This window comes from Streptomyces noursei, from assembly GCF_016917755.1.
Classification (GTDB): domain Bacteria; phylum Actinomycetota; class Actinomycetes; order Streptomycetales; family Streptomycetaceae; genus Streptomyces; species Streptomyces yunnanensis.
Map to the genome: position 1 here is coordinate 61,402 of NZ_CP070326.1, position 25,917 is coordinate 87,318.

Consider the following 25,917-nt stretch of genomic DNA (forward strand, 5'->3'; position numbering starts at 1 on the left):
CGACGGCACGGAGGCTGGCACGCGCCCGCATTTCGTTTCTCTCAGCGATGGGGTTTATGCCGACGAAATGCCGGTTTCGGGTATACGTGGATGTCATGCGTGTACTTGTCGCGGAGGACGAGGAATTCCTCGCGGAGATGGTCGCCGAGGGGCTGCGGCGCGATGCCCTGGCCGTCGACGTCGCGCACGACGGTCGCACGGCGCTGGATCGGCTGCTCCTGGGCGACTACGACGTGCTCGTTCTCGACCGTGACCTGCCCGGCCTGCACGGCGACGAGGTATGCCGCAAGGTCGTCGAGGCGCGCCTGCTGACACGCGTCCTGATGCTCACGGCCGCCGGTTCCGTCCGCGAGCGGGTCAAAGGGCTCGGCCTGGGCGCGGACGACTACCTCGCCAAGCCCTTCGCCTACGAGGAGCTGCTCGCCCGCGTCCTGGCCCTGGGCCGCCGCGCCCGGCCCGGCCTGCCGCCGATCATCGAACGGTCGGGCATCACCTTGGACACGGCCCGCCGGCAGGCATTCCGCGACGGCCGCTACCTCGCGCTGTCCCGCAAGGAGTTCGGGGTGCTGGAGGTACTGATGCGCTCCGAGGGGGCCGTCGTCAGCGGCGACGACCTGATTGATCGGGTCTGGGAGGAGAACACCAGCTACCGCACCAACGCCGTCCGGGTCACCTTGAGCAAGCTGCGCGCCAAACTGGGCGAGCCCTCGGTCATCGACACCGTGCCCGGCCACGGCTACCGCATCGGCGGAGCCACATGACCGGGCTTTCCGTGCCGCGTACCCGACGGATGCGGCTGCCCGGCGGCGAGCGGGCGCGGCTGACGGCGCTCTACGGCGGACTGCTGGTACTGGCCGGAGCCATGCTCATCGGCCTGATCAACTTCCTCGTGGCCCAAGGGCTGTACACCACGATCAGTACGGCGGTGGCGCGGCGTCCCGACGAGATTCCTGGGGGCGCCGCCCCTTCCCCCTACGCGTCCGCCGAACTCGCCTCTCCAGGCCCCGTTCCCGCCCAAGGCGACGCGGAGGCCGCCGAGTCCATCAGGACGTTCACCCGGGCCGCCCAACAGGCCACCCAGAACGAGTTGTTGACCATTTCCCTGATCACCCTGGCCGTCTTCGCCGTGATCTCGGTGGCGCTGGCCTGGTGGATGGCCGGGCGGGTACTGCGCCCTGTCGGAGTGATCACCCGCACCGCACAGCGGCTGTCCGGGGAGAACCTCCACGAGCGCATCGCACTGGACGCCCCCGACGGCGAGTTGAAACGGCTCGCCGACACCTTCGACGCCATGCTCGACCGCCTGGAACACCTCGTCGGCGCGCAGAAGCGGTTCGCCGCCAACGCCGCGCACGAGCTGCGCACCTCACTGGCGGTGCAGCGGGCGGCGGCGGAGATCGGACTGGCCACCTCCGACCCGGAGGCCGTCGCACGCATCCGCCGCAAGCTCATCGAGGTCGCCGACAGCAGCGAACGGCTCGTCGAGGGCCTGCTGCTGCTCTCCGTCTCCGACCAGGGTCTGGATCACCACGAACCGGTCGCCCTCGACGCACTCGTCCGTTCCGTGACCGCCGAGCACACCGCATCGCAGCAGGTCCGCGACCGCGGCATCACCGTCCGGACCGAGACCGCACCCGTGACGGTGCAGGGCGACCCGGTACTGCTGACGCACCTCGTGCACAACCTCGTCGGCAACGCCCTCCGCCACAACCACGACGGCGGGCACGTCACCGTCACCGCGCGCGGCCGGACCTTGGAGGTCACCAACACCGGCCCCCAAGTGCCGCCGGAGACCGTCCCGTACCTCTTCGAGCCCTTCCGCCGACTGGAAGAACGCCGGCACGCCCGCGGCGAGGGCGCCGGCCTGGGCCTGTCCATCGTCGCCTCGATCTCCCGTGCCCACCGGGCCCACATCGACGCCGAGGCCAATGCGGACGGCGGACTGACCGTCCGGGTCGTCTTCCCCACCCCCGACGGGGGTTCGTGAACGCCGCAGCACCGTTACCGGCCGGGCAGTGCCCGAAAGGGATTTTCGGTAGCCACCAGGTCATTCGACCGGCAGGCTCTGGTCATGCATTCCCCACCCCCTCACCTGGAGAGCCGTTCCTGGCTCGGCCCCCCGATCGACGCCCGCTCGCTGTTCGCTCCGGAACACGCCGCGCTGATGGCCACGCTCCGCGGCCTGGCACCCGCCGACTGGACCAGGGAAGCAGTGCCCGGCTGGACCGTCCGCGACCTCACGGCGCACCTCCTGGGCGACTTCTACGGCCGTCTCGCCCGCGACCGCGACGGCCACCAGGAGGGCCCCGCAGCCGGCGAGACGCTGGAGGCGTTCATCCACCGCATCAACCAGGAATGGGTGGATGCCTGCGCGCGGGTGAGCCCGGCCGCGCTCGTCGATACCGTCGGCCTGATGGGCGGGCAGGTGTCCCGGTCCTTCGAGCGCACCGACCTCGATGCGCCGTCGCTGGGCGTGTCCTGGGCCGGCGTCGCCCCGGCGCCGATGTGGCTGGACAGCGCCCGGGACTTCACCGAGTTCTGGACCCACCGCCAGCAGATCCGCCATGCCGTCGGCCAGGGCACCGACCCCGACCCGCGGTTCTTGTCCGTGGTCCTGGACACCTTCATGCGGGCCCTGCCCCACACCCTGCACGAGGCCGAAGCGCCGGTCGGCACGCAGATCCAGGTGCGGGTCGACGGGCCGGCCGGTGGCACCTGGACCGTCACGGCCACCGGGCCCCGCTGGTCACTGGCCGAGCCGCGCACCGCCCACCCCACCGCCCTGGTCCGTCTGGATGCGGAGACCGCCTGGCGTCTGTGCACCCGCGGCATCCAGCCGGCCACGGCCCTCGCCCGTGCCCGCGTCGACGGCGAGCGTGACCTGGCCGAAGCCGCCTGCCGGATCGTGTCGATCGTCTACTGACCGCAGCCCGGGATCCCGGCCCCACGTCCTGGTCGGACGCCCCGGTCCGACGTCGTGGAATACCCCCACCCCGGCATTTTGTTTATGATTCAACCAAGCGAGAGAGGATCTCCCCCTCGGGCCACCGACACCCGACCCCAGCCCCAGAACCGCAGGCCCGAGACCGCCTGCACCAGCCAGAAAGGACCGCACGATGGCTTCGACCCTCGACGTCCGTCGCGCCGACGAGCGCTTCCACACCCGGGCCGGGTGGCTGGAGTCCCACCACTCCTTCTCGTTCTCCCACCACTGGAACCCCGACAACACCCACTTCGGGCTGCTGCTGGTCTCCAATGACGACATCGTCGCGCCGGGTACCGGCTTCGACACCCATCCGCACCGGGACATGGAAATCGTCACCTGGGTGCTCGACGGCAATCTCGTCCACCAGGATTCCGAGGGCCACAACGGCGTGATCTACCCGGGCCTCGCTCAGCGGATGAGCGCCGGTACCGGCATCCTGCACAGCGAGAAGAACGACTCGTGGACCCTGACCGGCCAGCCCGAGCACCAGGACCCGGTCCACTTCGTCCAGATGTGGGTGATCCCCGACCAGGCCGGTATCCGCCCGGGCTACGAGCAGCTCGACATCAACGACGAACTCGCTCGCGGAGGTTGGACCACCCTGGCCTCCGGCATGTCCCAGCACGCCGACCAGCGGGCGATCGGCATCCGTCAGAAGCACGCTGCACTGCACGTCAGCCGGATGCGTCCCGGTGAGACGCTCCAGCTCGTCACCGCCCCGTTCGCGCACCTCTTCGTCGCCCGGGGCGGCGTCGAGCTGGAAGGTGCCGGGCCGCTGGCCACGGGAGACGCGGGACGCATCACACGCGCCGAGGGCCAGCGCATCACCGCCGGCCCGGAGGGCGCGGAGGTCCTGATGTGGGAGATGAACGCCGCCGTCTCGATGCGATGAGTGAGCGGTCGCGGTGAGAGCTGCGAGATGAGTGAGCCGTCGAGGTGAGTGACGACGCGCGCGACGGCCGGGCCGGGCCCGGCCGTCCACCATGCCTCCACACGGCTCCAGGAACTCCCCGCCGCGGGGTGTGCCGCGGGTCTGCCGCGGGTTCTGAGGGGCGTTCGCGAGGGAAGGCGCCGCGGGATGCCGAGTTCGCGCGCATCCCCGCATCGCGGGCGGCCGCTGCCGAACTCCCGGACAGGTTCGATGACTTCGGCCTCAAGGATGTCCGGGAATTCCCCTTCTCCACAGGGCAAGCGCAGGGCATCATGCCTCCGATTGGCCCAATGGCATCAGCCAAGGCGACCGGAGTGCCCCATGGTCCGGCTTTCCGGGAGCCGGCGCGGGCGAGGCGTGTGCGAAGGCCGCGTCCCGTCCGCATGCCGATGCCCCTCACCCCCCACGGAAGGCCATGTCATGCCCCGGAAAAGCCTCGTGACCACGGCTGCGGCAGCGATGGTCCTGGCTCTCACGGCCCTGACCCCGATGTCCCCGTCAGCCCTCGCCCGGGCGCCGCAGAAGACCCACGCGTCCGGCGAACGCACCGTGGTCGTCTACCGTGTCCCCACCCACGACCGGCGGGACGCGCAGAAGCTGATCTCCGCCGGATACGACCTGATCGAGCGTCGTCAGGGCGACGACCTGTTCGTGATGGGCGACCCGTCGACGGCGAGTGGGCTGCGCCGGCTCGGCTTCTCCCCGACGGCCGTCGAGACGATGCACAAGCCCCTTGCCCACCAGCCGCGCGCGGCCCGAGCGGGCGGCGGCGTCGACGACACTTACGACGGCGGCTACCACACCGTTGACGCGCACTACGCCCACCTCGACCAAGTCGCCGCGCAGCACCCGGACATGGCCAAGGTCGTCACCTACGGGAAGTCCTGGCTCAAACAGAACGGGCGTGGCGGTCGCGATCTCAAGGCCATCTGCATCACCAAGATGAAGCAGGGCGACTGCCAACTCGACCCCCAGGCCCCCAAGCCGCGTTTCTTCCTGATGAGCCAGATCCATGCGCGGGAACTCACCACGGGCGAGGTGTCCTGGCGCTGGATCGACACCCTGACCAACGACTACGGCAAGGACCCCGACATCACCGCGCTGATGGACTCCACCGAGATGTGGGTGGTCCCGATCACCAACCCGGACGGCGTCGACATCGTCGCCCAGGGCGGGGACAACCCCATCCTCCAGCGCAAGAACGCCGATGACTCCAAAGGCGGCAGTTGCGGCGTGAACGGCCAGGTCGGCGTGGACCTCAACCGCAATGCGGGCACCCACTGGGGCGGCGAGGGCACCTCCTCCGAGCCGTGCAGCGAGATCTACCTCGGCCCCGCCGCCGACTCCGAACCGGAGAACACCGCGTTGGAGGGCCTGTTCCGCCAGCTGTACCCGGCCGTGCGCACGGGCACCGGCGACAGTGACCCGGCGCCGGTCACCGCCAAGGGCCTGATGATCAGCCTGCACAGCGACGCGAGCATGGTCCTGCTCCCCTGGGAGGCCGACCACACCATCCACACCGGCAACGACGCCGCGCTGCGCGCGCTCGCCGGACGGCTCGGTTCGCTCACCGGATACCAGTCAGGGCAGGCCGGCGAGATCCTCTATGACGCGTCCGGGGGCACCGACGACTGGACGTACGACAAGCTGGGACTGGCCAGTCTCACCATCGAGATAGGTGACAGTGACGGCCGCAACTGCTCCGGGTTCACCCCGGCGTTCTCGTGCCAGGACAGCTACTTCTGGCCAAAGATGAAGCCCGCTCTCCTCTACGCGGCGAAGCAGGCCGCGGCGCCGTACCGGACAACGGCCAAGAACCACTGACAAGCGCATACCGGTTCGGGAGCGCGACGTCACCGGCACCGTGTGCCGTGCCCGCGCTCCCGCCCGGCGTCGACGCAGGCGAGGATCCCGCCGCACTCCCGCGCGCAGCACGCGACCAGTGTCTTGGCCGTTCATGCCTGGATGCGCAGCCAGGTGTCGGCTGCGCGCAGCCAGAGCGAGCCGTCGCGGCCTTGGCCGCAGTGCATGACGACTCGTCCCGGTACCCGAAGCCTGCGTCGATCGGTCACCGTCCAGGCGTCGCCGTCCAGCCTGGCACGGATGAGTTCGGTGGAGCGCCGGTTGTGGTCGCGGACCGTGAACACGGCGCGGCCGTCGCGGGCCGCGAACCCGTCCGGTTGCCGAACTGGGCTGTGGTAGCTGGTCACTTCACCGTTGGACGGTGTGATCCGGCTCAGAAAGGTACCGCCCTTACTGCTACCGGAATACCAGGCCAGCCATACCCGCTCCCCCTCGGTCGCAGCGGTGAGGCCCTCCAGCGGAGCATCCGGCAGCCGCCCCTGGGGAAGCCACATCGCGCGGCCCTGTGCGCTCCAGCCCGCCAAGCCGCCGCCCGACTCGGGGTGGCCGCCGTAGATCCCCTCGTCTCCGTAAGCGGTCCAGATCCCACCCTCGCGGTCGGTGACCAGAGCGGGGATGTCGTCGCCGATGCAGAACTCGCTTTCGGGCGTCCCCGAGGCGGAGTAGATCACCGCATTGGGATCCCAGGCGCCTCCCTCCGCGGTCCGGAACGTGCGCCCACTCACCAACAGGAAGCGGGAATCGGGCAGCAGGGCCAGATGCCTGGGCCGGTACCGGATGTCCTCCACCGGTGTGCGCTGCTCCTCCCGCCCTCTGATGACGACCAGCTCGCCGGTGAACGGCGCGTCCACGCCCCAGCCGGGCCAGCCTTTGACGTGGCGTCTGGGGTTCAGATGCCGCCGGTGAACCAGCAGGACCACGAGTTCCCCGTCGGGTCCGACGCTCCACCACAGAGCTCGGCGCCCGCGCACGGCGTCCGCAATCGGCAGCCGCCACACCTTGCGGATCGCACTGTCCGGACCAGACGTCATGGGTCGGGAGTTCATCAGGCGCAGTCACCTCGGAGACTCCGGGAGCCGACGCCGCCCGAAGTGAACCACCTTACCCGCCTCCGCCACCGGCTTCCCGACCGGTGCGACCAGCGAGCCGGGGCCCGGCCCCAACTGACCGGCGACGCGCCTCCGGTGGTGCGCATGGGCTGACGGCCTCCCTGTTCGCGCCTAGGTCGTCGGTGATGGCTCATGGACGGCGACCTCGGCATCGCCGCCGGCGCGGTAGCCGAGGATCAGTGCGCTCAGGATGCCGGTCAGCCGGGGGGCGACGTCGACGACGGCGTGGGCGAGATCCGGGTCGGACTCGTAGAGGCGGCGCAGTTCGGTTCCCGGGGCGGCCATCTGCCACAGCGCTCCGGCCATCGCCGTGGCCGTGGCGACGACATTGCCGGCCTGCGCCGGGCTCAGCGCGGCCACCCGGCGCAGTGCCTCACTCACGGCCGCGAACTCGGCGAGGGCGGTCAGTTTGAAGGATCGGACGTTGTCCAGGGAGACGTTGCGTTCCAGATTCATGGGCGTGTGGGCGAGCAGGTCGCAGAACAGTGGCCGCGCCACCAGCGTCTCGGCCAGCAGGCCGGCGATCGCGTGCCGTCCGGGCGCCTGATCCGGGCCGCTCAGAACGTCCGCGGGGTGGTTGTCGTCCGCGTCGGGCGCTGCGTCGGCGAGCTGCTCGCGCACCGCCCGCGACCACTCCTCCCACCCGGCGGCGGCCAGGCGGAGGTAGATCTCCTCCCGGGTCTCGAAGTAGCGGAGCATCGCCGATTTGTGCATGCCGACCTCCGCGGCGATGTCGGTCAACGTCACCGATCGGATGCCGTTCGCCGTGGCCAGTCGGGCCGCCGCGTCGAGGATCGCGGCCTCGCGGGCGCGCTTGGCTTCGGGGCTCCGGGCGCGTGTGGGCTGACTGCGGCTGACCATACGGACATCCTAACGCAACCAGGTTGCGCTATTAACGCAACAGTGTTTCACTATCTCCATGGCAACCCAGACGTGGTTCATCACCGGTTCGTCCCGCGGCTTCGGCCGCTCCCTCACGGTCGCCGCCCTGGCAGCGGGCGACCAGGTCGTCGCCACGGCACGCAGGCCGGAACACCTCGCCGACCTGGTCGAACGGTTCGGCGACAAGGTCCTCCCGGTCGCACTCGACGTGACCGACGCCGCCGCGGCCGCGGCCGCGCTCGACACCGCCCGCGACCGCTTCGGCCACATCGACGTGATCGTCAACAACGCCGGCTATGCGAACGTCGCCCCGGTCGAGACCGCTCCGGAGGACGACTTCCGCCGCCAGTTCGAAACGAACTTCTGGGGCGTGTACAACGTCTCCAAGGCGGCACTTCCCCTGCTCAAGGCACAGGGCGGCGGCATCGTCGTCCAGTTCTCCTCCATCGGTGGCCGGGTGGGCGGCAGCTCCGGCCTGGGTTCCTACCAGGCGGCCAAGTTCGCCATCGACGGCCTCACCCGCGTACTCGCCACCGAGACCGCGCCGTTCGGCATCCGCTATCTGGTCGTCGAACCCAGCGGCTTCGCCACGGACTGGGCCGGCTCCTCCATGGACGTCCAGGACGTCCCGCCGGACTACCAGGCGACCGTCGGCGCCTTCACCGACCGGGCCCGCGGCAGCCGGATCGCCGGCGATCCGGACCGCGCGGCCGGCATCCTGGTGCGCGTGGTCAAGCGCGAGCACCTCCCCAGTCACCTGCTCCTGGGCGCCAACGCGGCCGGGATGGCGCTCGACTACTCGCGGCAGCAGATCGCCGAGGCCGAAGCCTGGCAGGCCGTCTCCCTCTCCGCCGACTTCGACGCGAAGTACCCGGTCGAACTCCCGGCGGACGCCAAGTAGGTCGGCGATCGACCGAACCGGCAGAGGGGGCGGCCAGGCATGAGCCCGACCAACGAGCAATGAGCTCGGTCGGAGCCCGTCGCGTGGGCTGCATGCGCGACTGATCCGGAACCAGGCAGGACGATCTTGCGTCTCCCCTCCCATGTCTTTGCCTCGAAGAGCCTCCCTCGCAACCGTCGCAGCCGGCACAGCGGCACTCCTCGCGCTTTCCGCGTGCGAGGGCGCGCCGTCCGCTCCCAGCCGGCGGGACGGCGGCGCGTCGGCCGGCGCCTCGGCCACCCCCTCGCCGGCGAAGCCGCGGCCGGCGGGTACCGGGGGGCTGCTGTCGGGAGGCGTCTGGGCGATCCAGGCTTTGTCGATCAACGGCCATGAGGAGACCTCGCCGAACCAGGCCAGGGGGTGGATCGTCCTTCACGACGACGGCACGGCGTCGGGCAGTTACGGGTGCACGCCCTTCCACGCGCAGGCCGAAGTGACGGCGACACACCTCACGTTGGGCAAGGAGGTGACTCCCCTGCCGGCCCCCTCCCGCTCCCCCGCCCCGCCGTCGGACGGTCCGGGCCCGTGCCACCCGGAGGACGTCGCCGCCAATCCGACACTGGCAGGCTTCGAGAAGAAGGTGAAAGCCGCCTTCAGCGGCGAGCTGTCGCTTTCCACGAAGCACACCCCCGGATACTCCCGCGAACTGCACGTGAAGAACCAACAGGGCTACGACGTCCGGCTCGCACAGGCAAGGCGCGCGGACTTCTTCCAGATCAGGTGGCAGCTCGTCGACACCACCTTCTACGACGAGCACGGCCCGGAATTCACCGCCGGCGACCAGATGTTCTTCGACTTCCACGACAACGGCCAGGTGAGCGGCAAGCTCGGCTGCAACGACTTCACCGCCGAAGCCACGTTCACCGGCACCCACCTCTACTTCGACGACGCGGAACTGACGACGCAGCACACCTGCAGCGACAAGGTCATGAAAGAAGAGGCGAGTGTCCTCGCGACCCTGAAGAAGTCACTGAACTACTCGTACTGGGCGGAGCCGGAAACTCTCAGCATGTCCCTCAACGAGGACTTGGCGTTTCCCGCGAGAGAACACGGGCTCAGCTTGCGCGGGATACCGCGTCGGTAGGCGAGCGCGCGCACCGGCGGGCAGGCCCCAGGCGGGATCCGACACATGGGCTTCAACTCCGCTGACGGCAGCGGTGGATACGCATGCGTCGGCGTCTCGAACCACGTCGCCGGCAACGGATCCACGGGGAGCTGCATCGCGCCGATTCTCCGGTGGTGCGGCCCGGGGCATGCCTCCTGCTGGCGCGCCGGACCGGGAGAGTAGATTCGCCGGCATGCGAGCAGTGGTGATCGACGGTAAGGGTGCGTTCCGGCTCGAACAGCGCGCGGATCCGGTGGTCGGGCCCGGCCTGGTGACCGTGCGGGTCCACGCCGCGGGGCTCAACGCGGCCGACCTTCAGCAGGCCCGGGGTGACTATCCGGCACCACCAGGCTGGCCGGCCGACATCCCCGGGCTGGAAATCGCCGGTGAGGTCGAGCAGGTCGGTGCGGGGGTCACCGGAGTGAGCGTCGGCGACCGGGTCATGGCCCTCGTGGGTGGCGGTGGCCACGCCGAGCGGATCGCGGTGCCCGCCGACGTGCTGCTACCGGTACCTGCCGGGTTGTCCTGGCAGGAGGCGGCAGGATTCCCGGAGGCGTTCAGCACCGCGTGGGACGCACTGGTGGTCCAGGCCGGGGTGCGGGCAGGGGATCGGGTTCTGGTCACCGGGGCCGCGGGCGGCGTCGGCACCGCCATGGTGCAGGTGGCCGCCGCTTCCGGCGCCCATGTCGTGGCAAGTGCGCGCCGGGCCGAACTACACGGCCGGCTGAAGGAACTTGCCCCCGCCGGCAGCACCGTGGAGGTGGTGCTTCCCGGTCAGGAGGGCGGCCGGGCGCCGTATGACGTCGTCGTCGAACTGGTCGGCGGGGAGGACTGCTTGCGGCGGGTCGAACTGTTGCGCACTCGGGGGAAGGTCCTCGTTGTGGGGGTCCAGGGCGGGGCGGTGGCGCCCTTGCGGATGTTCGACCTGATGCTTGCGCGCGCCCAGCTGATCGGCACCACCATCCGAGGCCGCTCCCCCGCGGAGAAGGCGCTCCTGGCGGCCACGGTGCGCACCCACGTCGTCCCGCTGCTGGCCGAGGGCCGACTGCGGGTACCTGTCGACGCGGCCTTCCCGTTGGACCGTTGCTCCGACGCCTACGCCCGGTTGGCCGGTCCGGGGAAGTTCGGCAAGGTCGTCATGCTGCCCGGGTGACTCCCCCGCCGGCCTCCGGGCCCCGCGGCCGTCATACCGCGGGGCCCTGACCTGCCGACTTCGATCGCGCCGCCGCAGTGCAGCTCGTCCGCCGGCGCCGGTCAGCGGACGACGCCGAGGACCTGCTTCTGCAGGCCGTTGCTGTAGACCTCGTGCTCGACGAGCTTCAGCTTCTGGGTGTCCTTGTCCGTGGTGCTGAACAGGCGCTTTCCGGCGCCGAGCAGGAGGGGGTAGACGAGCAGGTGGTAGCGGTCGATCAGGCCCGCGTCGGAGAGGCCGTGGTTCAGGGTGGCGCTGCCGTGGACGATGATCGGGCCGCCCTCGGTCTCCTTCAGGGCTGCGACCTCGTCGAGCGAGCGGAGGATGGTGGTCCGGCCCCAGTTCGCCACCAGGTCCTGGTCGGTGAGGGTGGTGGAGACGACGTACTTCGGCATCGTCCTGTAGTGCGCGAACTCCTCCATGCCCGGCCAGACGGGGCTGAACGCCTCGTAGCTGGTTCGACCCAACAGCATCGCGGTGGCTTCCTGCTGCTCCCGCCCCTTGATCTCGAACGCTTCGGGGACGAATTCGATGTCCTTGAAGGTCCAGCCGGAGTTGCGGTAGCCGGGCTCGCCGCCCGGGGCCTCGACGACGCCGTCGAGCGAGATGAAGGCGGTACTGATCAGGGTGCGCATGGGTGACTCCGTGTTCTCTCGTGTGCGGTGTCCGGTGCGGGGCATGCGCTCGGGCACGACGGGCCGAAGCGTCCGGCGGTAAGGGGCCGGGGAGCCGCCGCCGGGGCGGCGGCTCCCCGGCGGCGGCTGGCGTGACGAGGTTCGCCGGAAGCTTGTCCGGGCGGACGCCTCGTGTGCTGCGAGGGTCAGGCGAGAAGCCCGGTCAGCCACTTCTGCCAGGCGGACTCGGCGCCGTCCGTGTCGGCGCCGAACAGGTGATGGAACATCAACACCGGCCCGCCGGTGCCATGGTGGAAGGCGTAGAGCCCGTCGTCGGTCCGGATCGCGAAGCGTTCGTCGTCCGCCCAGACCACCTCGCCGTTCAGCGGCGGCAGGCCCGCCGGCTGCGCGTGCACCGGCGTGCCCGCGGACATCGAGGCCGGCAGCGACAGGGCACGGGTGAGTGCCGCCGCTACCTCTCGTGGCGACCGCTCCGGCGGCATCGCCAGGGCGAAGACGGGGACGGCGGTGCGGCCGGGGAAGTGCGTCAGGTACTCGCGCAGGGTGTGGAGGTGGAAGGGCCAGCCGCGGCGCAGCGCGTCGTACTCGTCCTCCCAGTCGTCGCCCAGCAGGCCGCTGTGGACCACGCGCAGCACGGTGCTGCCCTGGTCCCGACCCTCGATGAGGTACTCGAAGGCCATGAACCGGCCGTCCTCGCCGGTGCCCGTGCGGGTGGCGAACCGCCTACCGGGTTCGTAGGCGGTGACCACCGACTCCTCCCGGTGGCCGCCGGTGTCCATGGCTGCGGTGCCGCCCTCGCGCGGCTCCACCTCGTTGCGGCCCATGAACCAGGAGTCGATCCCGGGTCCGGTGGCGATGGCGTCCCAGACCTGCTGCGGGCTCGCCGGCAGGGTCGACTCCAGCTCGATCTCGAATGGGTGCGTCATGGTCGGTGGTCCTGTCCTGCTCCGGATTCCGTTGCGTCGGTCCCCCGGGGCTGTTGCGGATCGGTCTGCTCGTCCTTGTCGGTGAGCTGTGGTGCGGGGACCTGGTGGAGGCCGACGACGACCCGGTGGCTGCGGCCCCCTGGGGCGGACTCGTCGTGGTAGCGGCCGACGAGGGCCGTCACGGCCCGGGTCAGCTCGTCCGCGAAGGCCGTCCGGTCGGCCGCGGAGGCGAACCGCACCTCGGCGTCGACGGCGAAGGTGGCGACCCGCTTGCGGGCCCGGGCGGCACCGGTCAGCAGCGCTCCGACCTCCTGCACCAGCCGGGATCCCAGTGCCAGCAGCCAGCGAGCGGAAAGCTGGTCGGGCGACCGCGCCGGATCTGGGCTGACGGCGGCCAGGGCGCTGGGGGAAATCACATAGGAGGCGGCGGTGGCGCGGTAGATCCGCTCGGTGACATTGCCCTTGCGGCGTTCCTCGGCCAGTTCGACCAGCCCGTGCCGCTCCAGCTCCTTCACGTGGTAATTGACCTTCTGCCGGGGCAGTCCGAGGCGGCCGGCCAGCATGGCGGCCGAGCCCGGCTCGGCGAGGGCGGCGAGGATGCGGGACCGTATCGGGTCCAGGGACGCCTCGGCCGCCGCGGGTTCTTCGATCACAGCGACTTCCAGCACTGCTCCAGGCTGCATCCGACAAATATTTTTGTCAAGGACAGAAGAATTGTCGGTGGCGAGGCTGGCACGGCGGCCACGGGCCGCGCCGGGCCGACCGATGCCCCCCGCTCCGATCGGACGGGCAGGCAGGCAGGCCCTACAACATGGCCACCTGAGGTTGCGTGGGCACCACGACGACAGTGGTGGTGCCTGCGGACAGAGCCGCCGTGAACTCGCGCTCCAACTCCTCGACGGTCTCCACGTCGACCGCGCGGCATCCGAAGCCACGAGCCAGGGAGGCGATACCGATCCCGGGCAGATCAAGGCCAGGGGGAGCATCCGACTGCGGACGCCCGACCCGGCCATGACCACGGAGAGCAATGCCCCCCAGGGGCCTCCTCGGGCGCGCCGAGGAAGCCCCCTGAGCCTGGCTGCGGTCGATCACGTCAGTTCGGCGGTGATCTGCCAGAAGGGCAGGAGGACCCTGTCGTTCTCGTCGACGGCCACGAGGTCGTCCTGCTCCGAGCCGCCAGAGGCGACAGGCGCCAACTTCCGCCACTCCTGGTGGGTCAAACCGGTGGTGTAGTGGCGGGGCTCCATGCGTCGGATCGTCCAGTCGGCGCGGAGGGCCTCGCGCAGGCTGCGCTCGTCCGTGGCGGCCGGCATCCGCAGATGAGCGGCCAACTCGCCACTGAAGCAGAGGACATGAAGCGTTGCACCGGGGGCACACACCTGACGCAGTCCAGCCAGGTACGCCCGCCGCTGCTCGGCGTCCAGGCAGTGCAGCATGGCGCTGTCGACGACCGTGCGGAAGCCACCAGGGACGCCGCTGGCGTGCAGTTCCGTTGCGTCGGCGACCATGAAGGTCACCGGGCTGCCGGCGGCGACGGCCTTGGCCCGACTGTGCTCGATCGCGGAGGGGGCGGCGTCGAAGGCGGTCACCTGATGGCCGCGGCCGGCCAGGAACAAGGCGTTGTCCCCGAGACCGCAGCCGCATTCCAGAACCGGCCCGGTGATTTCGCCCGCCGCCTCCAGCTCGACGACCAGCGGCTGGGGGGCGTCCAGTTGCCATGGGATCAGGTCCGTCCGGCGATCGCCGTCCACCCCGAAGGCGACCTCGCGCCCCTGGTACATCGCCTCGAAGTCCAATGCCGACTCCTGCCCGCCTTGGTGGTCATGCGCGGTGTGCAGATCGGTCATTCAACCCTCACCTCTTCTAGTAGACGAGGTTGTTCACTAAAGCGAGTGTAGGCGGGAGGGAACGCCAGCGTCTACTGTTGAACCCATGGCAGAGAGTGCGACGCCCGGCCGCCGCCGGGGTACGGAACTGGAGCACGCGATATACGTCGCAACGCTCGACGAGCTGGCCGCGAACGGCTACGGCCGACTCACCATGGACGGCATCGCCGCCCGTGCCGGCACGGGCAAGGCCGCGCTCTACCGGCGCTGGCCCGGCAAGCAGCCCCTGGTTCTGGACGCCCTGCACTACGCCCTGCCCCCGCTGCCCGAACCGAACCCGGAACACTCCACCCGGGACAACCTCGCCGGCGCCCTGGGCGCCTTCAACGACGTGCTGTCGGGCAGAACCCTCATCCCGGGCATCGAGTTCATCGTCGACATGCTGCACGAGCCGGAACTACGTGCCATGTTCGCCGAAAGGATCATCACGCCACGCCTGGAACGCATCGAAGCCATCCTGCGTGCGGGCGTGCGCAGCGGCGAGTTCGGCCCCGAGATCGTCCACCCGCTGGCCGCCCGTACCGGTCCCGCGCTGATACTGCAGAGCTTTCTGCTCACCGGTGAGCCGCCGAGCCCCCGGGAGATCGACCTCATCATCGACACCGTGATCCGCCGGACGGCCATGTGACGGGGTGGCGGCCTCGCCGAGGGAGTCGAGCTGGTTGTCGAGGGCTCGGCGGGCGCCGAACGCCGCGCCGCGGGCGACGAGAGCCTCACCGAGGCGGTCACCAACCGGCCCAGTCACACCGAAAGTGAAGTACGGTGCGGCCACGCTCAGATGACGGTATGTCAGTCTCTGGCGACTTCGGCTCAAGTGTCTGGTGACCTCTGACCTCGGCTCAGGGGTCGATTCGGTCGGCCTCCCGCGCGCCGCCGGCCGGGAGGTCGTCGCCGATCTGCTCGCGCAGCCACTGGTCGTCGTACACCTTGCTCAGGTAGTTGCGGCCGGAGTCCGGGATCACCACGACCATCAGGTCGTCGGGGCCGAGCCCGACGGCGACCCGGAGCGCGGCGGCCACCGCCGTCCCTGCGGATGCGCCCACCAACAGCCACTCCTCGCGGGCCAGTCGGCGGGCGGTCAGCAGTGAGTCGCGGTCGTTGATCCGCTCGAAGCGATCCACCACATCGGTGTGGAACGACTCCGGCCAGGAGTCGTCCACCGTCTCGGGGTGACGGAACAGGCCGATGCTCTCCACGGCGTACGCGGTGCCGGGCCCGCCCGAGTAGACGGATGCTTCCGGGTCTGCGCCGATCACCTGGACCCGGCCGCCGCTCACCTCCTTGAGGTAGCCGCCCGTGCCGCTGATCGTGCCGCCGGTGCCGACGCCCGCCACCAGATGTGTGATGCGGCCCTCGGTCTGTCGCCACAGCTCCGGGCCGGTACTGCCGTGGTGCGCACGGGGGTTGGCGGGGTTGTTGTACTGGTCGACCAGCCATGCGCCGGCCGTGGTCCGGGCGATCCGCTCCGCCGCCGACCTGGGGTGGTCGGGGTGCTCGCGGGGCACGTCACCGGGGCAGACCACCACCTCGGCACCGTAGGCACGCAGCACCGCCACTTTCTCGGCGCTGCTCTTCCCCGGCAGGGTGAACACACAGCGGTAGCCGCGCTGGGCTGCCACCATGGCCAGACCGACCCCGGTGTTGCCCGAGGTGGTCTCGACGATGGTGCCGCCCGGTCGCAGCAGTCCGGCGTCCTCGGCCGCCCGCACCATGGACAGCGCGATGCGGTCCTTGACGCTTCCACCCGGGTTGACGTACTCCAACTTCGCGTAGATCGGCGTGGAAAGGCCCGCGGTGATCCGGTTGAGACGTACCAGCGGGGTGTTGCCGACCACGTCGACAAGGGATTCGTAGACGTCCATCGCAGCAGTCTGCCGTAAAGGCCGAAGATCGGGAGCATCCTCCCATTCGTCGCCCTGGTTCGTGCGGCGGGTGGACGGCGGCGGCGTGCGTAGCCGGCGGTGTGTGGTGCGCCGCAGGGTGCCGGCTGCTCTTCGGGCGTGTCCGCATGTCCGTTGGGCTTGTCCGCATGTCCGTTGCGGTGTTGCGTCGTCTATGGGTGCAGATCTTTCGCGGTCCGCCCTCGGGTGGCGTCCAGGGACGCCGAGCAGGGACAGCGCTTGGGCGCTGTGGCTGCCCGGTTCGGCATGGTAGATCACGAGCTGCTGACCGGGGCTGTCGCGGACGCCGAACGCCTGGTAGGTGAGAGTGAGCGGGCCGACGCCGGGGGGGGTGAACTGCTTGGCGTCCTTGGTCTTGCCGCGCACGGTGTGAGCCTGCCACAAGGCGGAGAAGTCCTCGCTGCGCCCGGTCAGGTGCCGATGAGTGCGTGCAGTCGGGGGTTGTCGGGATCGAGGCCGGTCGCCTGACGCAGGTTGGCCACGACGGCCTGCGCGTTCCGTTCCCAACGGGCGTAGAAGTTCCGGCCGGCGGGATCGAGGAACGTCATGCGGGCGTGGCTGTCCGCGGGGGTGAAGGGTGCGTACCGCGCATCGGCAAGGGAGTTGGTGGCCAGGATATCCAGGGTGTGGTTGAGGACGAAAGCCGGAGTGTTGGTGTAGCCGTCCATCAGCTGGCGAGGGCCGGGCTGGCCACTGCCCGCTGTCGGGGCGGCGGGTCGTGCGGGATGATGCCGGCCAGTCGGTGGAGGTGGGCGCGGGCGTCGCCGTCGAGGCAGAGGGTGTGACCGAGGGCGTCGAGAGGGACAACACCGTCGGCATGCAGCTTCTGGAGCGCTGACCAGGCCCGCCCCTCCCCCGTCCCCAAGGCCAGGTCCCGTGCACGCGATGCATGCACGGGACCTGGTTCCTCACTGCCCGCGTCCGTCGACAGCGGGTTCCGTCAGTGGCTGTCCGTCAGCGGCTGTCCGTCAGTGACGGAGGCCCGACGGCTTGGGCAGGGTGCAGCCCGCGGCGTTCAGGTCGAGCTTGTTGCCGGTGCCGAAGCACTTGGGGATGCCGTAGGTCTCCTCGGCGTAGCCGATGCCGTTATGGACGGTGACGTTGCCGTTCTCGTCCACCTCGCACGGGTTGTTGACGGTGCAGCGCTCACCGTTCTCGTTGATGGTGTTGTTGATGGCGGTGACCTTGCCGGTGGAGTTGTCGATCACCGGCGACCCGGAGGTGCCACCGATCACGTTGCACTCCCGGGTGTAGCGGACCGAATCCTTCCAGGCCCAGTCGCCCTCCTTCAGCGTGGGCGCGAACCCGTCGATGCTGCAGGTGTACGTCTTCTTCCAGTAGCCGGAGACGACGCTGATCCCGGCCCCCTTGGCGGGGTGGTCGGTGGACAGCTCCAGCGGCTTGATCCCGTACTTCTGCTCGATCTGCGCGTAGGTCGAGCCGGTCTCGTACAGCGTCACGTCGGTGTCGGTCATGGTCGCGTAGGAGACCTTGGTGGCCTGGATCGAGCCCAGGTCGCCGGCCGACTTGTCCAGGACGGTGAAGCTGCGGCTGGAGGGCTGGTCGACTATCACCTGGCCCGGAGAGGGCATCCCGCTCTCCAGGCAGTGGCCGTTGGTCATCACCAGCGCCGGGTCGTTCGGCTGCGAGGTGGGCATCTTGACGATCGATCCGGAACAGTCGTCCAGCGCCACCGTGCCCGCGAAGTCGACGGCCTGGGTCCGCGGCGGCCCGGGCTTGTGGTGCGCGGCGGCGCCGACCGGGGCCGCGCCCGCCGGGGCGGCGGCGGTCACCAACGCGGCCGCGCCCAGCACGGCGGTGGCCAGGGTGCCGACGAGAGGTCGATACATGTGGGGGTCCTCTCAGTTCTGTGTCCGGAGGTCCACGGCGTCGGTTCCCCTCCGCCACTCCGGATATGTCACGCGCATTCTGTGCTGGAGTGCGCTCCAGGGCAATGGGCTTCCGAGAACAGTGGAAAAATGACCGGAGATCACAAAGGTACGCTGCCCCAACGGAGTTCAGCGGTGCGCACGGAACACCCGTGAGACTTCCGGTGTGCGTACTGCCTTCACCGCCGCTGACCTGCGCCCGCTCGACGGCTTGCTTCTTGTCCACAACTGCGGTGTCTCACAGCCCTCTTGTCCGTAGTTGTGCCGATGGGTTCGGCGAGGAGGTGGCGGCGGTGGTGGACGACGAGCCTCGCCCTGATGGCCAATCCGGCAATCACCGCCGCCACTGAGGGTTCGTCCTCGCCGTGTGCTGCCGCAAGAGGCTGGGCCGACGCGAGATCAAGTGCCCTTATCCGCCTTCGCGCGACGCTTCCGATCAGACTCTGGATCAGGTTGCGGGACGGGTGCCCCAAGCGTTCTGGAGAGCTGGCTGCACGCCCTCCCCAAGCACAAGGCGTGTCATCCCGCCTGGCAGGGTGGGCAGCTCAGCCCAGTGCGTCACGGTCTCAGCGCTGGCAAGGCCGTAGGGCAGACGGACAACCCCGTCGGAGTCGACGAAGCAGTCCCTGTGCTCCGCCCCGTCCTCGCTCCAGTGCAGAGTCGTGAAGTACATCGGCATCACCAACCAGAATTCCTCGCCCAACGCCGCATCGGAATCAGCCGTACTGTCCGCTGGATAGCGGCCCGTGATCGCGGCTGCCACCGGTGTTCCGCTCCGAGGCAGCCTCTCGCGTGCGTCCACCCACGTGACGACGTTGTTCAGGTTCGTCATCTCCACCCTCACTCAGGCACTCGGGAAATCTGCTTCTGCCCTATGCCCGCACGTCGGCATAGGGCACTCGCCGCCCCGCCCTCGGCATCCGGCAAGACCGCCCGGCACTCACAAAGGTTGCTCGGGGCGGAACGAGCACACCCCACGGTGCATGGAGCGCTCCATGTCGACTGATCCCCAGCCCGAGGCACGGCTGCGGCTGCTGCTTCCGGTGGCGGCCGGGGCGTTCCACGGGCACTCGACCAGCGGAATCAGCCGGGGCAGGGAGACGTCGTGACGGATGCTGATGCGTCCCGGCAGGTGAGGGGGTGCAAGGGCGTGTATCGAACGTGCCTGGTGAGGATGGCGGAGAGCCCGCTTTCTGATCCAGAATGATCGGATGGTCACGCTTGAGACTCCCCGTTTGATCCTGCGTCGTTGGTGCGAGGAAGACGTTGCGCCCATGGCTGCCATCAATGCCGACCCCGAGGTCATGCGGTGGATCCGTGACGGCAGCGTCCGTGACGAACAGCAGACTCGCGAAGGGATCCAGGCATGGGAGCGCGAGTGGGAGTCACAGGGCTTCGGCCTGTTCGCCGTGGAGATCCGGTCCACTGGCGAGCTGGCCGGGTTCACCGGCCTTTCGGTGCCCGACTTCTTGCCGGAGGTTCTGCCGGCGGTTGAGGTCGGCTGGCGACTGGGACGTTCCCACTGGGGGCAGGGCTTGGCCACCGAGGCCGCTGCGGCCGCCGTACGGTTCGGGTTCGCAGAACGAGGGTTGGAGCGGATCGTCAGCATCACTCAAGTGGGCAACGACGCCTCCGAACGGATCATGACCAAACTGGGGATGCATCCGGTCCGCGAGACTGTCAATCCCACCGGCGGCCGGCGGGTCCGGGTGTTCGAGTTGTCGTCGGACCAGTACGTCACAACCACTCGTTGACGGCGGCAACGAGGACGGCAGCCTCGTAGCGGACCGCGAGTTCGTCATAGCTGGTGACGACGGCTCGTTGTCTCTTGAGGCGATTGATGCCGCACTCGACCGCGTGCCGGGCCTTGTAGTCCTCATGTGGGGCTCTCGTATGGGCGGCGGCGGACGACGACGAGCGGACGTCGTATGCCGACCACATGGCCACCGGGTGCGATGACGGGTAATCGGTAGAGGGGGCGACGGGGACGGCGGGATGTGCGAGGCCGTCGAGTCGAACCGTGTCAGCGGACTTTCAGTGACGGCTGTTTCTTCATCGGTTTCTTCGTCAGTTCGGTTCCGGCAGAGCGTGTTTGAGGAGGACCTCTGCTGCCGCCCGTGCGTGCCGGCCGTAGTCCGCATCGCCCAGCACCATGGCTCGGCTGGCCGCCCCGTCGGCGAGGGTGACCAGTTGTTCGGCGAGTGCGACGGGTTGGCGGCAGCCCATATCCGTCACGAGGGCAGCGACCAGCCGCACCATCCGCAGTTTCTGTTCGCGGGCGTAGGAGTGGACCGCGCTGTCCGGGTCGGGGAACTCCGCGGCGGCGTCGATGAACGGGCATCCGCGCACCGGAGCCTGCTCCGGCGCGGGCTGGTCGAACAACCGGAGGATGCGTTCCCGCGGGGGGATGTCCTCGCGGGTCAGCACGCTCTCCAGGGTGGCCCCCGAGGACGCGAGGTCCTGGAGGTGGGCGACGACCAGGTCGCTCTTGGTGCGGAAGTGCGTGTAGAGCGTGCGCTTGGAGACCGGCGCTTCCTCCGCGACCTGTTCCATGCCGGTCGCATTGATGCCCTGAGTCGCGAACAGCCGGGCGGCGGCGGCCAGAATGCGCTCCCGCCCGCCACGTCCCCGCCCGCGAGGAGTCGTCGTCACCGTATCCATGGGCGAAGTATACGTTCGCGTTTACTTACGGGGAGGCGGCCTGTTACGGTTACCGGAAGGTAAACGGCATCGTTTACATCGGCTGTTGTCGAGGAGGGCCCCATGAGTGAGTCGATCTCCAACGAACTGAGCGGCTGTGCGGAGAAGTTGATACGCGGCCGTCACGCGACCCGCGCGTTCCGGCCGGAAGCCGTGCCTGAGGACACGATGCGTGCGCTGTTCTCACTGGCCGGCGCCGCGCCCTCCAATTCCAACGCACAGCCCTGGCGGGTGGAGGTGGTGAGCGGCGCGGCACGTGAGCGTCTGGCGGATGCCTTGCAGGCGGCCCACGCAGCAAAGCGCACCTCGGTGGACTTCCCCTATTCCGAAGAGATGTACTCGCCGGTGCATCAGGCACGCCGGGCGGCGTTCGCCGCAGAGCTGTACGGAGCGCTGGGCATCGGCCGTGACGGCCACACGGCACGCGCGGCCTACGACGCGGAGAGCCTGCGTTTCTACGGCGCGCCACACGCCGCATTCCTGTTTGTCAACGGTGACGGCGGGGCACGGCTGGCCGCGGATGTCGGCGCCTACATGCAGACCCTGCTCCTGGCAATGACCGCGTATGGCGTGGACAGCTGCCCGCAGGGGCTGCTGAGCTTCTATGCCGACACCGTGCGCGCCGAACTCGGCGTCACCGAAGGAAAGTTGCTCGTGGGAATCTCCTTCGGCTATGCCGACGAGGCCGCGCCGGTGAACCGGGTCACGACCGGGCGGGCCGCGCTCGCGGCAACCACGGCATTCCATGACTAGGCCGTTTCGGCCTGTGAGGTGTGTGGGAGCCGCGGTTCAGTTCGCGGGGCGCCCGGGAACGACCAGTCCGGTCTCGTAGGCGGCGATCACGCCCTGGACGCGGTCGCGGAGCCCCAGCTTGGTGAGCACGTTGCTGACGTGCGTCTTCACGGTGTGCTCGCTCACCACCAGCGTTGTGGCGATCTCCGCGTTGGGCAGGCCGGCACCGAGCAGTCGCATCGTCTCGCGCTCGCGGGTGGTGAGGACGTCCAGGCGTTCGCCTCGCGGCGGCGGCACCGCGGCGCCGCAGGTGAAGGCGGCGATCAGGGAGCGGGTGACGGAGGGGGCGAGCAGCGAGTCGCCCGCCGCGACCACGCGGACCGCGTGCACGAGGTCGTCCCGCCGTACGTCCTCCCGGAAGAGGGAGCAGCGAGGGGAGCCGACAATTCTCAGGGATAATGGAGGTATGGAGCTGCGCGGGGATGACGTCGTACTGCGGCCGGTGGGAGACGGCGAGGGTGAGGTTCTCGACAGGATCGTGCGAGAACCGGAAGTCGCGGCGTGGTGGTCGCCCCCGGAAGACTACGAGGGCATGCTCGCCATTGTCTTCGAGGGCGAGGTCATTGGAGCGGTGCAGTTCGAGGAAGAGGCCGATCCCGAGTTCCGCCGTGCCGGCATCGACATCTTCCTGACCGCACGACATCACGGGAAGGGGCTGGGTACCGACGCGGTGCGCACACTGGCCAGGTGGCTGGTGCGGGAGTGCGGCCATCACCGGCTGACCATCGATCCTGCTGCGGCCAACGCCGCAGCGATCCGCAGTTACGGCAAGGTCGGGTTCAAGCCGGTGGGGATCATGCGAGCGTATGGGCGCGACCACCAGACGGGACTCTGGCAGGACGCACTGTTGATGGACCTGCTTGCCGAGGAGTTGACCTGACGTGACGTGACCTGACCGGTCGGCTTCCGAACACCTCGCGTGAGGCGTTGTCCGCTCCCGCCGTCGCCGGTATGTCTCTCCCCCCTCCCCCTCGCTGCCATCCTCATCCGGGCTCGGCGAGGGTTCGGGGAGCGTCAGGCCCGGGGCGCTTGCCGGAGGGCCATGGGCGTGGGCGTGGTCAGAAGGTCATGGCGATCTTGCCGGACAAGTTGCCCTGGAGGAAGCGTTGGTGCGCAGCTCGGATGTCCTGCAGGCCGTAGGTGGAATGCACACGCAACCGCAGTGAGCCGTCGTCGACGAGCTTGGTCAGTGCGCTCAACCCGGCGCCGTCCTCGTGCACTTGGTTGACGGTGGTGCGCACTCCTCGTGAGGACAGGTCAGGGACCGGACCGGCTTGGGTGGCGATCGAGGCGTACCGGCCGCCGTCCTTCACGGCCTCGGTCAGGAAAGCCCCGAAGGTGTCGAAGACCGCGTCGTAACTGCGGTCCTGAAACGCGTCGGGGTCGGTGGCGACAACGCCCGCGCCGTGGTCGCGGGCGAAGGCCACCTGCGTGTCACGGGAGACCAGAGCATCGACCTCGACGCCTCGTGCGCGGGCCATCTGGAGTGCCAACCCGCCTACCGCACCAGCAGCACCGGCAATCAGCAGCCGTTCTCCGGCAGACACCGCAAGCCAGTTCAGGGTCTGCCAGGCCGTCAGTCCGGGGAGCGGCAGAGTCGCGGCCTCGACCAGACTGACCGCCTGCGGAGCGACGGCCACTGCCTTTGTGGGGAGTGCGACCAGGTCGGCCCAGGTGCCCCGTCCGGAGCTGAGCTGATGCGACATGGCGATGACGCGTTCCCCTGCGCGCAGCTCGCTGTCTCCCCCGTCGACCACGACGCCGGCCAGATCCCAGCCGAGCGTCATCGGCAGCGGGGGCGTCCCTTCGCCGATGGCTCCCTCCCGGGTCTTGTCGTCGACAGGATTGATACTGGTCGCGATGGTCCGGATCAGTACCTCTCCAGGACCCGGCTCAGGTCGGGGAGCCTCGACGAGGTTGAGAACGTCGGGGGTGCCGAATCGATCGATCTGTATGGCGCGCACGGAGAGCCCTTCACACGACTGTTGCTGATGTGTCGTACAACCCTCGTGATGATGTGGGGATTCCCGCCTCTGTCGCGCCGGCGGCCGAGCGTGCTCGATCTCGTCGACGTGCCGGGCCGTGCCGGGCCGGCGGTGGGGTGCACGGCCATGGATCCGTCATGTCCTGCTCAGCACGATCTGGCCGATCAGTGGGGTGGAGGGTGCCGCCGCAGATGATTGCGCTGTGGAGCGGACGGGACGGACGGCCGGGACGAGCGGCTGGCCGGCTGGCCGGCTGGCCGGCCGCTCGGGGTCACACCCCGACCGCTCCGTCGATCCGTTCGCGGATCAGGTCGGCGTGTCCGTTGTGGCGGGCGTACTCCTCGATCATGTGGATGAGTACCCAGCGCAGGGAGACCGTGCCCCGCCAGGGATCCTGACCCTCGATGTCGAGATGCGGGGCCTCGGCGACGTGTGCCTCCGCGAACGCGACCTCGGCGTGCCAGGCCGCCCAGGACTCCTCGACGGCGTCGGGGCCCGCGCCGTCGAAGTCGCCCTCGGGGACGTCCGTGGAGGAGAAGCGCAGATCGACGTCGTGGCCGGCGAGCACGGCTCGGAACCAGCGGCGTTCCACGTCGGCGAGGTGCCGGACGAGGCCGAGGAGGGAGAGCGAGGAGGGGGGCACGGAGCGCACGGCCAACTCCGGTCCCAGTCCGGAGCACTTCAGCTTCAGGGTGGCGCGCTGGGCGTCCAGCATGGCCACCAGCATTCTTCGCTCGTCGCCGGTCGCGGGGCCGCTGAATCGGTGCTCGCTGCCGGTGCCGGTGAACAGTTCGATCCGGCGGTCGGGAATCTTCATGCTCGTATGGTGTGCTCCGAGTGGCCGTCCTCGGAACCCCGTGGGCGCGGTGTTTCGGTGGGGCAGGAGGGCCTGCTGAGTACGGGTGTGGTGCGCGTGTGGTGATCCGCACCGCGTCCGGAGGGCCCTCGCTGCCCTTTCAACTGCCCGGCGCATGTGTCGACAACGTCCCGGGACAACACGCCTGGCTGCCGTGTCCGGGAGCTGCCGGCGTCCGTGGTGCGCAGACCGGCGTTGACGCCCTTCCGCCGTGGGACAGGGGTGCTGGGCGCTCGTGCCGGTCCGGGTCGGTCACTTGGTGCAGGTTCCGTTGCACTGGTACAGGCCGAGGAAGCCGCAGCCCGAGGTCACGCCGCAGAAGCAGCAGTTGCAGTGCGGGCCTTCCCACACGGTGCACCACACCGACGTGGTGCTGCAGTTGCAGGTGTCCTGGATGCCGGCGGCCGTCCGGCTCCGGCCACTGTGTGCCTGGGTGGCGCTGGCGGGGCCGAGCGTGACCAGCAGCGCCGCGCTGTCCGCTACGCCGAACGTCTCCTTCGCCGCTGCCTCCACCGCCGAGATGCGGCGCTGGAGTGCCGAGCCCTTCGTCGGCTCACCGACCGCGAACGTGGCCTCGGAGCCTGCCAGGGCGAGTGCGTCCTGAAGGACGCGGCTCTGCTGCGTGGTCAGGGACGGATGGGCGGCCCGGAACGTCGTCAGGTGCTCGGTCCACACCCGGCTGCGCTCCGTCGGGGACAACTCCACCAGCACCGCCTGCCGCACCGCCGAGGGAAGTGGGGCGATGTCGGCGTAGGTGCGCGGCAATGCGTCGCGGTGCGCGGCGACCCAGGCTCGGGCTTCGGTGTCTGCCGAGCGCGCGAATGCCGGTGTCTGTCCGGCGACGGTGATGCCGACCGCTGTGCTGACGCCGCCCGCGAGCAGCAGGAACCGCTTGCGGCTCACGCCGGCACGAGCCTGCGGTACGGCGGAGTCCGCGGCCGGAACGTTCCGGCCGGTGCGGGCCGCGTGGCGCAGTTCCCCCAGCGCCATCAGCACGCGACCGGTCGCCCGCACCCCCAGCCGACGCACCAGTGGCGGGGTCATCCGGGGGCCGGTCCAGGCGCGGGCCGAGCCGCCGGTCACCCGCAGCAGGGTCGGCGCCCACACGGGGTCGGGGCCCATGGCTTGCGCGCGCCACCGTCGTACCTCTGCGTCGGTCAGCGGCATCACCTCCAGCTTGCCCCTGCTGGCCCCGGCGACGGCGGACGAGACCGCCGAACAGGTGCCGCAGGAGGAGTCGAACGTCAGGATCCATCGTGTCGTGGTCGACATGTGCTGCCCTCTCGTCGGTGAGTGTGGGGAGCAGCTGCCGGGCTCGCCGAACTGGAAGGCGCCTCGC

At 69.7% G+C, this 25,917-nt stretch carries 26 protein-coding genes and 3 pseudogenes; 12 read left to right on the plus strand and 17 right to left on the minus strand.

Translation table 11 applies throughout. The annotated features are described in order from the left end of the window. The first annotated feature begins 95 nt into the window (after window positions 1-95). From JNO44_RS00320 to JNO44_RS00340, 5 genes are all read left to right on the plus strand, one after another. The gene (locus JNO44_RS00320; protein WP_205360287.1) at window positions 96-761 is read left to right on the plus strand and encodes a response regulator transcription factor; all 666 of its coding nucleotides are present in this window, start codon (window positions 96-98) and stop codon (window positions 759-761) included. After that, window positions 758-1,987 (plus strand): sensor histidine kinase, encoded by a 1,230-nt coding sequence (locus JNO44_RS00325; protein WP_240167341.1) that lies wholly within the window; start codon window positions 758-760, stop codon window positions 1,985-1,987. Before JNO44_RS00320 ends, JNO44_RS00325 begins: the two co-directional genes overlap by 4 nt. Window positions 1,988-2,071: 84 nt before the next feature. After that, window positions 2,072-2,923, plus strand: a complete 852-nt coding sequence (locus tag JNO44_RS00330; protein WP_205360290.1) for a maleylpyruvate isomerase family mycothiol-dependent enzyme — start codon at window positions 2,072-2,074, stop codon at window positions 2,921-2,923. Between the two features lie 193 nt (window positions 2,924-3,116). Further along, the gene (locus tag JNO44_RS00335; RefSeq protein WP_205360291.1) at window positions 3,117-3,878 is read left to right on the plus strand and encodes a pirin family protein; all 762 of its coding nucleotides are present in this window, start codon (window positions 3,117-3,119) and stop codon (window positions 3,876-3,878) included. A gap of 477 nt (window positions 3,879-4,355) precedes the next feature. Beyond that, window positions 4,356-5,741, plus strand: a complete 1,386-nt coding sequence (locus tag JNO44_RS00340) for a M14 family zinc carboxypeptidase (RefSeq protein ID WP_240167342.1) — start codon at window positions 4,356-4,358, stop codon at window positions 5,739-5,741. 131 nt (window positions 5,742-5,872) lie between these two features. Here JNO44_RS00340 and JNO44_RS00345 read toward each other — a convergent pair whose 3' ends face one another. Together JNO44_RS00345 and JNO44_RS00350 are read right to left on the minus strand one after the other, a co-directional pair. Then, complete coding sequence (locus JNO44_RS00345; protein WP_240167343.1) at window positions 5,873-6,826, minus strand: hypothetical protein; 954 nt, start codon at window positions 6,824-6,826, stop codon at window positions 5,873-5,875. 174 nt (window positions 6,827-7,000) lie between these two features. After that, on the minus strand, window positions 7,001-7,750 hold the full coding sequence (locus JNO44_RS00350) for a TetR/AcrR family transcriptional regulator (RefSeq protein ID WP_205360294.1): 750 nt from the start codon (window positions 7,748-7,750) through the stop codon (window positions 7,001-7,003). A gap of 58 nt (window positions 7,751-7,808) precedes the next feature. Between JNO44_RS00350 and JNO44_RS00355 the strand changes: the two genes are divergently transcribed. From JNO44_RS00355 to JNO44_RS00365, 3 genes are all read left to right on the plus strand, one after another. Continuing rightward, window positions 7,809-8,672 carry an SDR family NAD(P)-dependent oxidoreductase gene (locus tag JNO44_RS00355; protein WP_205360295.1) on the plus strand — a complete coding sequence of 288 codons (864 nt, stop codon included), beginning with the start codon at window positions 7,809-7,811 and terminating at the stop codon, window positions 8,670-8,672. Window positions 8,673-9,024: 352 nt separating this feature from the next. Further along, a complete protein-coding gene (locus JNO44_RS00360) occupies window positions 9,025-9,795 on the plus strand; it encodes an META domain-containing protein (RefSeq protein WP_205360296.1) in 771 nt (256 codons plus the stop codon). Between the two features lie 214 nt (window positions 9,796-10,009). After that, window positions 10,010-10,969 (plus strand): alcohol dehydrogenase catalytic domain-containing protein, encoded by a 960-nt coding sequence (locus tag JNO44_RS00365; RefSeq protein WP_205360297.1) that lies wholly within the window; start codon window positions 10,010-10,012, stop codon window positions 10,967-10,969. Window positions 10,970-11,070: 101 nt separating this feature from the next. Here JNO44_RS00365 and JNO44_RS00370 read toward each other — a convergent pair whose 3' ends face one another. From JNO44_RS00370 to JNO44_RS00385, 4 genes are all read right to left on the minus strand, one after another. Further along, window positions 11,071-11,643, minus strand: a complete 573-nt coding sequence (locus tag JNO44_RS00370; RefSeq protein WP_205360301.1) for a dihydrofolate reductase family protein — start codon at window positions 11,641-11,643, stop codon at window positions 11,071-11,073. 185 nt (window positions 11,644-11,828) lie between these two features. Continuing rightward, window positions 11,829-12,569, minus strand: a complete 741-nt coding sequence (locus JNO44_RS00375; RefSeq protein WP_205360302.1) for an SRPBCC family protein — start codon at window positions 12,567-12,569, stop codon at window positions 11,829-11,831. Further along, entirely contained in the window at window positions 12,566-13,237 is a 672-nt protein-coding gene (locus JNO44_RS00380) for an ArsR/SmtB family transcription factor (RefSeq protein ID WP_205360304.1), read from the minus strand. The genes JNO44_RS00375 and JNO44_RS00380 overlap by 4 nt, the downstream gene beginning before the upstream one ends. 420 nt (window positions 13,238-13,657) lie before the next feature. After that, window positions 13,658-14,416 (minus strand): class I SAM-dependent methyltransferase, encoded by a 759-nt coding sequence (locus JNO44_RS00385; protein WP_205360306.1) that lies wholly within the window; start codon window positions 14,414-14,416, stop codon window positions 13,658-13,660. 85 nt (window positions 14,417-14,501) lie between these two features. Here JNO44_RS00385 and JNO44_RS00390 point away from each other — a divergent pair, with 85 nt between their 5' ends. Further along, the gene (locus tag JNO44_RS00390; protein WP_205360308.1) at window positions 14,502-15,083 is read left to right on the plus strand and encodes a TetR/AcrR family transcriptional regulator; all 582 of its coding nucleotides are present in this window, start codon (window positions 14,502-14,504) and stop codon (window positions 15,081-15,083) included. A 211-nt stretch (window positions 15,084-15,294) separates the two neighbouring features. Here the strand turns inward: JNO44_RS00390 and JNO44_RS00395 are convergent, their stop codons facing one another. The 5 genes and pseudogenes from JNO44_RS00395 to JNO44_RS00410 form a co-directional block, all read right to left on the minus strand. Then, window positions 15,295-16,317, minus strand: coding sequence for a PLP-dependent cysteine synthase family protein (locus tag JNO44_RS00395; RefSeq protein WP_205369304.1), 1,023 nt, complete (start codon window positions 16,315-16,317; stop codon window positions 15,295-15,297). 303 nt (window positions 16,318-16,620) lie between these two features. Next, window positions 16,621-17,024, minus strand: a pseudogene (locus JNO44_RS00400) (MmyB family transcriptional regulator); the annotation flags it as partial. Beyond that, entirely contained in the window at window positions 17,024-17,251 is a 228-nt protein-coding gene (locus JNO44_RS44970) for a hypothetical protein (protein WP_420882601.1), read from the minus strand. The pseudogene JNO44_RS00400 and the gene JNO44_RS44970, both read right to left, overlap by 1 nt. Before the next feature lie 73 nt (window positions 17,252-17,324). Continuing rightward, a complete protein-coding gene (locus tag JNO44_RS00405) occupies window positions 17,325-18,206 on the minus strand; it encodes a trypsin-like peptidase domain-containing protein (RefSeq protein ID WP_205360310.1) in 882 nt (293 codons plus the stop codon). Window positions 18,207-18,693: 487 nt separating this feature from the next. After that, the gene (locus tag JNO44_RS00410; RefSeq protein WP_205360312.1) at window positions 18,694-19,077 is read right to left on the minus strand and encodes an AQJ64_40280 family protein; all 384 of its coding nucleotides are present in this window, start codon (window positions 19,075-19,077) and stop codon (window positions 18,694-18,696) included. A 379-nt stretch (window positions 19,078-19,456) separates the two neighbouring features. Between JNO44_RS00410 and JNO44_RS00415 the strand changes: the two genes are divergently transcribed. Next, the gene (locus JNO44_RS00415; RefSeq protein ID WP_205360314.1) at window positions 19,457-19,999 is read left to right on the plus strand and encodes a GNAT family N-acetyltransferase; all 543 of its coding nucleotides are present in this window, start codon (window positions 19,457-19,459) and stop codon (window positions 19,997-19,999) included. Here the strand turns inward: JNO44_RS00415 and JNO44_RS00420 are convergent. Then, window positions 19,983-20,120, minus strand: a pseudogene (locus JNO44_RS00420) (IS5 family transposase); the annotation flags it as partial. The gene JNO44_RS00415 and the pseudogene JNO44_RS00420 sit on opposite strands and share 17 nt — an antisense overlap. A gap of 192 nt (window positions 20,121-20,312) precedes the next feature. Next, window positions 20,313-20,906, minus strand: a complete 594-nt coding sequence (locus JNO44_RS00425; protein ID WP_205360316.1) for a TetR/AcrR family transcriptional regulator — start codon at window positions 20,904-20,906, stop codon at window positions 20,313-20,315. A 102-nt stretch (window positions 20,907-21,008) separates the two neighbouring features. Between JNO44_RS00425 and JNO44_RS00430 the strand changes: the two genes are divergently transcribed. After that, window positions 21,009-21,698 carry a nitroreductase gene (locus JNO44_RS00430; protein ID WP_205360318.1) on the plus strand — a complete coding sequence of 230 codons (690 nt, stop codon included), beginning with the start codon at window positions 21,009-21,011 and terminating at the stop codon, window positions 21,696-21,698. A gap of 36 nt (window positions 21,699-21,734) precedes the next feature. Here the strand turns inward: JNO44_RS00430 and JNO44_RS00435 are convergent. Continuing rightward, window positions 21,735-22,091: pseudogene (locus tag JNO44_RS00435) on the minus strand (response regulator transcription factor); the annotation flags it as partial. A gap of 52 nt (window positions 22,092-22,143) precedes the next feature. Between JNO44_RS00435 and aac(6') the strand changes: the two are divergent. Then, window positions 22,144-22,617 (plus strand): aminoglycoside 6'-N-acetyltransferase, encoded by a 474-nt coding sequence (aac(6'), locus tag JNO44_RS00440; RefSeq protein ID WP_205360319.1) that lies wholly within the window; start codon window positions 22,144-22,146, stop codon window positions 22,615-22,617. A gap of 178 nt (window positions 22,618-22,795) precedes the next feature. Here the strand turns inward: aac(6') and JNO44_RS00445 are convergent, their stop codons facing one another. From JNO44_RS00445 to JNO44_RS00455, 3 genes are all read right to left on the minus strand, one after another. Continuing rightward, entirely contained in the window at window positions 22,796-23,701 is a 906-nt protein-coding gene (locus tag JNO44_RS00445) for an NADP-dependent oxidoreductase (RefSeq protein WP_205360321.1), read from the minus strand. A gap of 292 nt (window positions 23,702-23,993) precedes the next feature. After that, complete coding sequence (locus JNO44_RS00450; protein ID WP_205360323.1) at window positions 23,994-24,539, minus strand: DinB family protein; 546 nt, start codon at window positions 24,537-24,539, stop codon at window positions 23,994-23,996. Between the two features lie 291 nt (window positions 24,540-24,830). Beyond that, window positions 24,831-25,850, minus strand: a complete 1,020-nt coding sequence (locus JNO44_RS00455) for a bacteriocin fulvocin C-related protein (RefSeq protein ID WP_205360325.1) — start codon at window positions 25,848-25,850, stop codon at window positions 24,831-24,833. Window positions 25,851-25,917: the final 67 nt, after the last annotated feature.

Excerpts from the sequence above, each read along its gene's own strand:
- JNO44_RS00320 (WP_205360287.1), top strand. The coding sequence starts at position 96 with ATGCGTGTACTTGTCGCGGAGGACGAGGAATTCCTCGCGGAGATGGTC.
- JNO44_RS00325 (WP_240167341.1), top strand. The coding sequence starts at position 758 with ATGACCGGGCTTTCCGTGCCGCGTACCCGACGGATGCGGCTGCCCGGC.
- JNO44_RS00330 (WP_205360290.1), top strand. The coding sequence starts at position 2,072 with ATGCATTCCCCACCCCCTCACCTGGAGAGCCGTTCCTGGCTCGGCCCC.
- JNO44_RS00335 (WP_205360291.1), top strand. The coding sequence starts at position 3,117 with ATGGCTTCGACCCTCGACGTCCGTCGCGCCGACGAGCGCTTCCACACC.
- JNO44_RS00345 (WP_240167343.1), bottom strand. The coding sequence starts at position 6,826 with ATGAACTCCCGACCCATGACGTCTGGTCCGGACAGTGCGATCCGCAAG.
- JNO44_RS00350 (WP_205360294.1), bottom strand. The coding sequence starts at position 7,750 with ATGGTCAGCCGCAGTCAGCCCACACGCGCCCGGAGCCCCGAAGCCAAG.
- JNO44_RS00355 (WP_205360295.1), top strand. The coding sequence starts at position 7,809 with ATGGCAACCCAGACGTGGTTCATCACCGGTTCGTCCCGCGGCTTCGGC.
- JNO44_RS00365 (WP_205360297.1), top strand. The coding sequence starts at position 10,010 with ATGCGAGCAGTGGTGATCGACGGTAAGGGTGCGTTCCGGCTCGAACAG.
- JNO44_RS00370 (WP_205360301.1), bottom strand. The coding sequence starts at position 11,643 with ATGCGCACCCTGATCAGTACCGCCTTCATCTCGCTCGACGGCGTCGTC.
- JNO44_RS00375 (WP_205360302.1), bottom strand. The coding sequence starts at position 12,569 with ATGACGCACCCATTCGAGATCGAGCTGGAGTCGACCCTGCCGGCGAGC.
- JNO44_RS00385 (WP_205360306.1), bottom strand. The coding sequence starts at position 14,416 with ATGACCGATCTGCACACCGCGCATGACCACCAAGGCGGGCAGGAGTCG.
- JNO44_RS00390 (WP_205360308.1), top strand. The coding sequence starts at position 14,502 with ATGGCAGAGAGTGCGACGCCCGGCCGCCGCCGGGGTACGGAACTGGAG.
- JNO44_RS00395 (WP_205369304.1), bottom strand. The coding sequence starts at position 16,317 with ATGGACGTCTACGAATCCCTTGTCGACGTGGTCGGCAACACCCCGCTG.
- JNO44_RS00405 (WP_205360310.1), bottom strand. The coding sequence starts at position 18,206 with ATGTATCGACCTCTCGTCGGCACCCTGGCCACCGCCGTGCTGGGCGCG.
- JNO44_RS00410 (WP_205360312.1), bottom strand. The coding sequence starts at position 19,077 with ATGACGAACCTGAACAACGTCGTCACGTGGGTGGACGCACGCGAGAGG.
- JNO44_RS00415 (WP_205360314.1), top strand. The coding sequence starts at position 19,457 with ATGGTCACGCTTGAGACTCCCCGTTTGATCCTGCGTCGTTGGTGCGAG.
- JNO44_RS00425 (WP_205360316.1), bottom strand. The coding sequence starts at position 20,906 with ATGGATACGGTGACGACGACTCCTCGCGGGCGGGGACGTGGCGGGCGG.
- JNO44_RS00430 (WP_205360318.1), top strand. The coding sequence starts at position 21,009 with ATGAGTGAGTCGATCTCCAACGAACTGAGCGGCTGTGCGGAGAAGTTG.
- JNO44_RS00450 (WP_205360323.1), bottom strand. The coding sequence starts at position 24,539 with ATGAAGATTCCCGACCGCCGGATCGAACTGTTCACCGGCACCGGCAGC.
- JNO44_RS00455 (WP_205360325.1), bottom strand. The coding sequence starts at position 25,850 with ATGTCGACCACGACACGATGGATCCTGACGTTCGACTCCTCCTGCGGC.